The 8,525-nt window shown below is 31.2% G+C and carries 12 protein-coding genes; 6 read left to right on the top strand and 6 right to left on the bottom strand.

Features of this window, described 5'->3' with window-relative positions:
* Positions 1 to 49 precede the first annotated feature (49 nt).
* Together recX and FC55_RS09515 are read left to right on the top strand one after the other, a co-directional pair.
* A complete protein-coding gene (gene recX, locus FC55_RS09520; RefSeq protein ID WP_003699568.1) occupies positions 50 to 853 on the top strand; it encodes a recombination regulator RecX in 804 nt (267 codons plus the stop codon).
* A gap of 68 nt (positions 854 to 921) precedes the next feature.
* Positions 922 to 1,500: a sigma-70 RNA polymerase sigma factor region 4 domain-containing protein gene (locus FC55_RS09515; protein WP_035149550.1), complete on the top strand. Its 579-nt coding sequence runs from the start codon at positions 922 to 924 to the stop codon at positions 1,498 to 1,500.
* A 52-nt stretch (positions 1,501 to 1,552) separates the two neighbouring features.
* Here FC55_RS09515 and FC55_RS09510 read toward each other — a convergent pair whose 3' ends face one another.
* Positions 1,553 to 1,786, bottom strand: coding sequence for a cytochrome b5 domain-containing protein (locus FC55_RS09510; protein ID WP_003699572.1), 234 nt, complete (start codon positions 1,784 to 1,786; stop codon positions 1,553 to 1,555).
* Positions 1,787 to 1,946: 160 nt separating this feature from the next.
* Between FC55_RS09510 and FC55_RS09505 the strand changes: the two genes are divergently transcribed.
* A complete protein-coding gene (locus FC55_RS09505; RefSeq protein WP_003699574.1) occupies positions 1,947 to 2,873 on the top strand; it encodes a diacylglycerol/lipid kinase family protein in 927 nt (308 codons plus the stop codon).
* 48 nt (positions 2,874 to 2,921) lie between these two features.
* Here FC55_RS09505 and FC55_RS09500 read toward each other — a convergent pair whose 3' ends face one another.
* Positions 2,922 to 3,638: a hypothetical protein gene (locus FC55_RS09500; protein WP_003699576.1), complete on the bottom strand. Its 717-nt coding sequence runs from the start codon at positions 3,636 to 3,638 to the stop codon at positions 2,922 to 2,924.
* 99 nt (positions 3,639 to 3,737) lie between these two features.
* Between FC55_RS09500 and FC55_RS09495 the strand changes: the two genes are divergently transcribed.
* From FC55_RS09495 to FC55_RS09485, 3 genes are read left to right on the top strand one after another with little or no spacing between them, the layout of a single operon-like run.
* Positions 3,738 to 4,148: a peptide deformylase gene (locus FC55_RS09495; protein ID WP_003699577.1), complete on the top strand. Its 411-nt coding sequence runs from the start codon at positions 3,738 to 3,740 to the stop codon at positions 4,146 to 4,148.
* Between the two features lie 13 nt (positions 4,149 to 4,161).
* Positions 4,162 to 5,253 carry a hypothetical protein gene (locus FC55_RS09490; protein ID WP_003699578.1) on the top strand — a complete coding sequence of 364 codons (1,092 nt, stop codon included), beginning with the start codon at positions 4,162 to 4,164 and terminating at the stop codon, positions 5,251 to 5,253.
* Positions 5,254 to 5,270: 17 nt separating this feature from the next.
* On the top strand, positions 5,271 to 6,107 hold the full coding sequence (locus FC55_RS09485) for a DUF72 domain-containing protein (protein WP_003699579.1): 837 nt from the start codon (positions 5,271 to 5,273) through the stop codon (positions 6,105 to 6,107).
* A gap of 41 nt (positions 6,108 to 6,148) precedes the next feature.
* Here the strand turns inward: FC55_RS09485 and FC55_RS09480 are convergent, their stop codons facing one another.
* The 4 genes from FC55_RS09480 to acpS are packed head-to-tail and all read right to left on the bottom strand — an operon-like array spanning position 6,149 to position 8,369.
* A complete protein-coding gene (locus FC55_RS09480) occupies positions 6,149 to 6,517 on the bottom strand; it encodes a type II toxin-antitoxin system PemK/MazF family toxin (RefSeq protein WP_003699581.1) in 369 nt (122 codons plus the stop codon).
* 15 nt (positions 6,518 to 6,532) lie between these two features.
* The gene (locus FC55_RS09475; RefSeq protein WP_003699582.1) at positions 6,533 to 6,781 is read right to left on the bottom strand and encodes a hypothetical protein; all 249 of its coding nucleotides are present in this window, start codon (positions 6,779 to 6,781) and stop codon (positions 6,533 to 6,535) included.
* Between the two features lie 46 nt (positions 6,782 to 6,827).
* Positions 6,828 to 7,943, bottom strand: a complete 1,116-nt coding sequence (gene alr / locus FC55_RS09470; protein WP_003699584.1) for an alanine racemase — start codon at positions 7,941 to 7,943, stop codon at positions 6,828 to 6,830.
* 18 nt (positions 7,944 to 7,961) lie between these two features.
* The gene (acpS, locus tag FC55_RS09465) at positions 7,962 to 8,369 is read right to left on the bottom strand and encodes a holo-ACP synthase (protein ID WP_003699585.1); all 408 of its coding nucleotides are present in this window, start codon (positions 8,367 to 8,369) and stop codon (positions 7,962 to 7,964) included.
* Positions 8,370 to 8,525 lie beyond the last annotated feature (156 nt).

Genomic DNA, 8,525 nt, shown 5'->3' with positions numbered 1-8,525 from the left:
TTATAACATGATAACAGTAAATATTAGTTGATTTAGGAAGGTTGATTGTGTGGTTAAGAAAATAACGATGATTCAAACTCAAAAGAAAGCTGGCCGTTTCAATATTTATATTAATGATAAGTATGCATTTCCAGTTAGTGAAAGTGTCCTAATTAAGTATCGTTTACATAAAGGACAAGAACTTGACGAAAATTTAATAGAAGAAATTAAATTAGCTGATGACATTTCTAAGGGCTATAATGCTGCTTTAAATTATCTATCCTATCAACTCCGTACTAGAAAAGAAGTCGAAGATAAATTACGCTCTCTTGATATTCATGAAGATTATATTCCTGAAATTATCAACAAGCTTATTGATCTGGATTTAATTAATGATAAAAATTACGCTGAAAGTTATGTTAGAACTATGATGAATACTTCTGACAAGGGACCTAAAGTTATTAAACTTAATCTCTTAAAAAAAGGAGTTGATGATAATATAGCTGAAGATGCTTTAATTCTTTACACTGACAAGTTACAAGTAAAAAAAGGTGTCACTTTAGCTGAAAAACTAGCTAATCGCTATAGTCATGATTCATATCGTAATAAACAAAATAAAATTAAACAAGCCTTACTAACAAAGGGATTTTCCTATGACATTATTGATACAATCATTCAAGAGTTAGATTTAATTTTTGATGATGATACAGAACGTGAGATTTTATTGGAAAAAGCCAATAAACTTTGGTCACGTTATGACAATTTAGATATTAAGAAGAGAAAATTTAAGATTCAACAAGCTCTTTTTAAGCAAGGATTTTCTTTTAGCGATATTACATCAGCTTTAGATGAAATAGAAGATACTAACATATAATTATGTAAAAAAATATACATCATTATATTTTGATATATGCTATATTCTTCTCTAAAGGAGGATGTGGCGTGAATTTAAATTTAGATAATATTCTTTTAGAGAACTTCAAAGAACAACCTAGCAATGATAATTTTAACAAACTATTTCAAAAATATACTCCCCTTGTTTTTAAATTAATAAATAGTTATCATTTTACTTTTTACGAACGAGACGATTTAATTCAAGAAGCTAAAATTGTTTGTTATTCCTCAGCCTTACGGTATAGGTTGCCATCTAATATTACTTTTGGATATTATTTTCAGATTAATCTTCGCAATAAATATAATTCCCTCTACCGACTAGAACATGCCTATAAGCGTAAATCCGAAAAGGAATCAACCTCCTACGAACAATTGTCTTCTAACTTAAAAGAAGTCGTCATTGGTTCTGATTATAAAAATCACGCTCCTGATAAGAATATTCTGGTGAAAGAAGCTATTCAGGCATTTCTTCACTCTTTAGATGAAAAAAATTGTCGCTTATTTAGAGATATAATTTCTGGTAAAGTTCAAAAGAAGGATATTTTACAAGACTCCAAATTACGTTATCGCTATTATAAGCTTAAAAATCAATATAAAAATAATGTATTTGATATTTTTTTCAAGTAAAAAGCATCTGCTTTATTAATCATAACTAGATTAATAAGTAGATGCTTTTTTACTATCCTAATTTTCCTACAATTTCTAATTTTTCTAATGTTGACTTACCATGTGGTGCTTTGACGATTCTATCCGAAACATCATTTCCAGCATTATTTCCGTGATGAGTCCCACCTTGCCAAGCAGCAACGTTAGTAACATCATAAACAACACCATCAACTGCAATATATGCTTTGCGACCTTCCTTACCATCATAATTCTTTAACTCATCTAAAGTGAAAATTTTTTCTGTCATATTAAACGCTTCCTTCCTTTATATTTCTATGTTTATATTATCATAGATATGATTTTTAGTATTGGAAAAAGACTAAATTTTCTTTTTGTTATACTATATTTTTTCTAGTCCAATTAAATTTTTTACTATATAATAGCTTTATGTGTATTTGGAGGAAAATATGATTGAAAAAAAATATTTCTTTATTATCAATCCTATCGCTGGCAATGGTCGTGGACTAGCAGCATGGAAAAAAATAAGAAAGACATTACAAGAACAAGGTATTTCTTATACTCATAAATATACTTTTCCAAACCAAGAATCTAATCAAGAAATGATTTTAAACACTGTTGATAAAAATCATATAATTGTTGTACTTGGTGGAGATGGAACAATTAATGAAATTCTAAATATTTTAATTGATTGTCATCTACAAAATCCTTTAAGCTACATTGCCTGTGGTTCTGGAAATGATTTTGCTAGAGCAATTTCACTTCCTTCTAACCCTCTTAAAGCTTGGGAATATATTCATCATCAAGCTACTATTAAAAAAATTTGTGTTGGAAAAGTTAAAATAAACGATACAGAACGCTACTTTTTAAATAATGTTGGTATTGGCTTTGATGCTAGAATTGTTTATTCAGCTAATCATTCTAAATTAAAAATGTTGTTGAATAAAATCCATTTAGGAGCTTTAGTATATGCATCCTTTTTCTTAAAAGCACTTATTATTCAAAAATTTTTTCCTACATTGTTTAAAAATGATGGAACCTCTGTCCAGAAATATAAAAAAACTTTTTTATGTACGATAACTAATCACCCTTTCTTTGGCGGTGGAGTTAAATTAGTTCCTGAAGCTAGTGTTTTTAACCAGAGTATTGATGTAATTATCTTAGAAAAAAGTACTAAACTAGAATTTTTAATTAATTTTCTTCGTACAATATTACCGTTTAAAAATCCTAGTAGTAAAAATTGGCATCACCAACACGGAAAAGAATTTAAAATAACTATCAATTCTCATCAACCTATTCATATTGATGGTGAGGCAAGTATTATCTACTTAGATACTATTTCTTTTGATACAATTACTTTTCCATTTCTAGCTTGAAATCCCTTATATCATGGCAGTTTTTTCTCCATAATATAAGGGATTTTATTATTTAGCTAAATAAACTTGATCTTTGATAAAATCAAATGCCTTATGATGTCGATTCAAGTCAACTGGTCTTTCAAGATGAGCCTCTTTCCAAAAAGCTTTCGAGTTTGTAGCACCCATTTTTTCTCCAATCACTATCAAATTTCCTTTCCATTTTTTCTGACGTAAATAATGCAATACTTTGATATCTGTATCAGTACTATCTGGACACCATTCTATAATGATATTAGACACATTATTTAAATACTTTTTTACTGCTTCTAAGGCATCCAACTGCTCTACATCTGTCCAAGGATTAGGACGTTCGTTGTCTTGATGACGCCAATCTAAATTGTCAGTACAAATAATATTTTTCAAAAATTTCCCTAACACTGCATTTCCAGCCATTATCATTAACGTTTGTTCATTCGCCAAAAAGGCTTTTAAATCTTGTAACCACTCTTGCGAATATATATGCCAGATTCCATATTCTTCAATTATATATTCTCTAAAGTCTAGTAAATGACTCTCTAGTTCCATAATATTTGGGAATTCTGTTAAATGTTCTAAAATCTCTGTTTCCGTAAATTCTAAATTAGGCAACGATTTAATTGGAATCTTACCTTTCTTATAACAGTTATCAGCTTCAAGTAAAGCAGTTATTTTCTTTTTAGCTATTGGTAATTTATCGAATTCCACTAAATAGTTTTTCAAATTTTGAATATATTCTTCTTCCATCACATCTAACCTCTTAATATGCCGTTTACTTTTCTTTAACCAATATAACCCAACTTTTGCTATAATAAAATAGAAATACGCTAGAAATGGGGTTTACTCATGATAAGAGATATAAATCACGATGTTAAAATTCTTTCTAAAAAAAGTACACCTACTTCAAAAAATGATATAGCAATCGTTCAAGATTTAGTTGATACTTTAACCTATCATCGTGATCATTGTGTTGGCATGGCCGCTAACATGATTGGTAAAAATAAATGTATTATTGCGTGTCAATTTGGTCCTTTAATTGTTGCTATGATTAATCCAGTAATAACTAAAAAATCTCAAAAATATTCTACTTCTGAGGGTTGTCTTTCTTTAACTGGTGAACGTGAAACCACTCGTTTTAATAAGATTGAAGTTAGCTACTTGAACCAATCTTTTCAAAAAGTTCATGCTACTTTTGAAGGCTTTAATGCACAGATTATCCAACACGAAATAGATCACTGTAATGGTATCTTAATTTAGGGGGAAAATTACTTTGGCAAACAAACAACATATTAAAATATTTTCACACAATGATTTAGATGGTTTTGGTGCACCAGTTTTACTTAAAACACTTCAACCATACTTATTTAAAAATGCTACCTTTGACCTAACCACTTGTTCAGCTGGAAATTTAGATAGAGAGTTATCTTACTGGTTTCGTCAACCTTCATTACACCAATATACCGATGTTTTCATCGCTGACATGACACCTGATAGTGACTACTCATTCCAACAACTTGAACAACATTTCCCAAATCATTGGCTAATTTTTGATCACCATGAGAGTGAAGAAAAACTTCGCCAAAAATATCGTCAAAACTGTATTACACCTACTAATACAGATATTAATCCTAGTGCAACAAGTTTAGTCTGGGATTGGGTAAGTCAAAATGTTAATTTCAGTAATATTCCTAGTAAACGTCAAAATGACTTACGTTACTTAGTAGAACTTATCCGCGCTTATGATACATGGGATTGGAAAAATGATCCTAACATGGACAGTGCTACACGTTTAGCTGCTGACGAATTAAATCAGTTGTTCTGGTTCTATCCATTAAGTCGTTCAGAAATGTTTGTCACTGAAGTCTTTGGGACTAGTTGGGAACAATATCGTCAAAACAACAGTCTTTTGATTAATACCTTAAATGGTAGAAGACAACGTTATTTAGATAAACACCTCAAAAGTGTGCTTACCTTTGAACTTGATGGCCACAGTTTTGGAATTGTTTATGCTAGTGATTATAAGTCTGAAATTGCTCATGCTTTATTAAAGAATCATCCAGTCGATGCCGCACTAGTAATAGACAATCGCAGTATTTCCTTACGTAGTAACGGTAAGTTAGATGTTGCTTCCTTCTCTGAAAAATATTTTAATGGTGGTGGCCACTCAGATTCAGCTGGTGGCACCTTAGAATTCAATCCTGTTGAAACGGGAGAACAAGCTGTAATTGATGCTTTAAAACACCAATTTGAAATCAATAAAAAACTAGAGAAGCAAGAAAAAGAAGAAAGTAGCAGTACTTTCGCTGATAATCTTGATCCTGAAATGGCTGCTAAATTGGCTAGTCTATTTAATAATAATTAAGTAAAGAATGTGATTATTTGATAACATTAGGTCTAACAACTTGGAATGAACATCCTGCTTTGATTCACAATGAAGATCGTCCGGTTACACTTTCCGAATATTCTGCTTACTTTCCAACAGTAGAATTAGATACATTTTTCTATGGCATTCCTAGAATTTCCACTGTTGAAAATTGGCAGGCTCAAGTTCCTGAATCTTTTCAATTTGTTGTCAAAGCTAACAAAGTTCTAACCTTACATGAACAAAGTGATATTCAGCACATTAATTTAACTTTTCATAATTTTCTGGAGAGTTTACAACCTTTAATAGATAAAAATCAATTAAAAACTGTACTATTTCAATTTCCGCCGTACTTTACTTTAAACAAGAAAAGTACTAATTATTTACGTTATTTAAGGCAGAAATTGCCAAATATTTCTATTTCTCTGGAATTTAGACATAAAAGTTGGTATAACGATACTAAAAAATTAGTTAATTTTTGTCGAGAATTAGGTTTTACTTTAGTTATTGCTGATGAACCATCTCGTCTAGACTCTTCGGTTCCTTTTCTCCCAGTTATAACTAATCCTGATCTAACATTTTTCAGATTACATGGGCGTAACATTGAAGGTTGGGAAAATCCCGGAAAAAATTGGCGTGCCAAACGTACATTGTATCGCTATTCTGATGATGAGTTGTTGGAACTTAAACAAGTAATTCAAAAATTACAGAGCGACACTAAAGAAATTTGTATAATCTTTAATAACAATTCTGGTAAAGACGCTGCTCCTAACGCCTTAAAATTACAAGAATTCCTAAATATAACATTTGATAATTTAGGTCCAAAACCACCTGAACAACTTAATTTCTTTTAAAATAAATAAGAGGATGATTAACCATAAAAGATTAATCATCCTCATTTTTTATGTATAGAGGCCAACCCCACACTGATTTTCAGTGCGTTATTGACTCTCTGCATTAATTTTTCATCTATATGTGTTACTTTATCTTTTAATCTTTGCTTATCAATCGTTCGTAACTGTTCTAGTAATACTACTGAATCTTTTTCCAAACCAACCTCTTTAGCAACTAATCCTATATGTGTAGGCATTTTTGGCTTTGAGATTTTTGAAGTTATTGCAGCAATTATTACTGTAGGACTAAATTTATTACCAATATTATTTTGAATAATTAATACTGGCCTAACTCCCCCTTGTTCCGAACCAACTACAGGTGATAAATCAGCAAAAAAGATATCCCCACGTTTCACCTCAAAATCACTCATATCATCGACTCCACTCTATTCTTTTAACTCATCTGCATGATCTGAAGAACACTCACAATTCCAAAATTCACCACAAATTTCTTGATTTAAAGCTCCCATTTCCATATAACCAGCTATCAGTTGTTCCAAGCTAGTCTGGTTTTCTTGGATGTGATTCATCAAACTATCATCATTTACAACTTCATTGCTGTCAACAGAATAAAAACTACAATATTCTACAAAATTCTTATCTTTAATAATAGCTTTTACACTTTTCTTAATCATAAAAATTACCTCGCCTTACATTATAATTAAGATATTCTTTTACCTACTACTTGTAAATTCTTGGAACTCTCTCCGTTATATTACACATAATTTCATAATGAATTGTATCGGCATAGTTGGCCACATCTTGAGCTGTAATAACTTTACCATTATTTTCTCCAATTAAAGTTACTTTTGTACCAAGATCATACTTTTTAGGTAGTCTAACCATAAATTGATCCATACAAACTCTACCGACAATTTCACAATATTGACCATCAATCAAAACTTTAAAACCTTGCATTCTTCTTAACCAACCATCAGCATAACCAATTGGCACAGTTCCAATCCATTCTGATTGAGAACTAGTATAGGTAGCACCATAACCAATGGATGAACCAGCTTCTACTTCTTTAACTGCTACTAATTCACTTTCCAAACTTAATGCTGGCTCTAAATTCCAAGTTTCATCAATCACATCGCCAGAAGGATTTAATCCATACATTGAAATTCCCATTCTTACTAGATTTCCTTCAAAATTTGGATGCCATAGAGCTGTAGCTGAGTTAGCTTGATGAATATATTTTGGTTTCTTTTTCAATACTCCCACTAACTCATCAAACTTTTGAGATTGCTTTTCAAAATATGCTGGGTCCTTACTATCAGCAGTTGAAAAATGTGTAAATACTCCTTCACACTTTAATTGATCAGAATGTTTTTCAATAAAATCAACAGCTTCTTTCAAATCTTCAGTATTTCTAAAGCCAATTCTTCCCATACCTGTGTCTAATGCTAGGTGGATCTTTAAGCTTTGTTTTTCTTCTTGAAGTAGCTTTTGAGCTTCAGTCAAAAATTCTAAAGTCCCTACAGCCACAGACAAATCATGTTTAGCCATACAAACTGCTTCACTCGCTGGATTTACACCTAAGATCAAAATCGGATCTTTTATTCCACTTTCTCGTAAAGCTATTCCCTCATCAATAATAGCCACACAAAAGCCGTTAGCTCCTGCTTCTTTAGCAGCTTTGGCTACAGGAATCATTCCGTGCCCATAAGCATTTGCTTTAACTACTGCAAATAAAGATTGACCATCCTTTAATTTTGAAATTTGGGTTGCTACATTATGCTTAATTGCTTCTAGGCTAATTATAGCACGCGTATTGCGATGTCTTCCAATTACCATTCCTACACTTCTTCTCTCTTACTTTTGCTTAATTAAGAATTTTTTTATCTTAGTCTGCCATGTTAATTTTTCTAATATCACTTCTGTAACTACATATTCACCAGAGTGAGAAATCGAAATCTTGGCTTGCAATTTATTATCTCCAGGGAATTTTACAATTTCTGGTCTTCCAGTTTGACTATCATTTAAAATCTCAATATCTTGAAAACCAACCTTTTTTCCAATTCCAGTTCCATATGCCTTACTAAATGCTTCTTTAGCAGAAAAACGACCGGCTAAAAATTCATACTTTCGATTTCCTTTATATTTTTCAAATATAGCTAACTCATTTACAGTTAGTATACGTTTAGCAAAACTCTCACGCTTCTCTTGCGCTTTTTGAATTTTCCTTATTTCTTGTATATCTATTCCATTTCCATAAATCATAGTTATCGTTAGCTCACCCCTCAGAATATCACACCTATTTTACCAAATCATCTAAGAAGTTGCACCAATTTATTGCAAACAAAAACTGATATATACTTTTTACCAGTATACATCAGTTCGTCAACTCACCCAGTCTAAAGACATGGGGCTTGTGAG

Origin of the sequence: Ligilactobacillus salivarius DSM 20555 = ATCC 11741 (genome assembly GCF_001435955.1) — a bacterium.
Taxonomy (GTDB): Bacteria; Bacillota; Bacilli; order Lactobacillales; family Lactobacillaceae; genus Ligilactobacillus; species Ligilactobacillus salivarius.
This window is presented reverse-complemented; position numbering and strand designations above follow the sequence as displayed.

What these genes read in the sequence shown, in the direction of transcription:
- FC55_RS09500 (WP_003699576.1), bottom strand. Translation starts at nt 3,638, where the DNA reads ATGGAAGAAGAATATATTCAAAATTTGAAAAACTATTTAGTGGAATTC.
- FC55_RS09475 (WP_003699582.1), bottom strand. Translation starts at nt 6,781, where the DNA reads ATGATTAAGAAAAGTGTAAAAGCTATTATTAAAGATAAGAATTTTGTA.
- FC55_RS09505 (WP_003699574.1), top strand. Translation starts at nt 1,947, where the DNA reads ATGATTGAAAAAAAATATTTCTTTATTATCAATCCTATCGCTGGCAAT.
- alr (WP_003699584.1), bottom strand. Translation starts at nt 7,943, where the DNA reads ATGGTAATTGGAAGACATCGCAATACGCGTGCTATAATTAGCCTAGAA.
- FC55_RS09480 (WP_003699581.1), bottom strand. Translation starts at nt 6,517, where the DNA reads ATGAGTGATTTTGAGGTGAAACGTGGGGATATCTTTTTTGCTGATTTA.
- FC55_RS09495 (WP_003699577.1), top strand. Translation starts at nt 3,738, where the DNA reads ATGATAAGAGATATAAATCACGATGTTAAAATTCTTTCTAAAAAAAGT.
- acpS (WP_003699585.1), bottom strand. Translation starts at nt 8,369, where the DNA reads ATGATTTATGGAAATGGAATAGATATACAAGAAATAAGGAAAATTCAA.
- FC55_RS09510 (WP_003699572.1), bottom strand. Translation starts at nt 1,786, where the DNA reads ATGACAGAAAAAATTTTCACTTTAGATGAGTTAAAGAATTATGATGGT.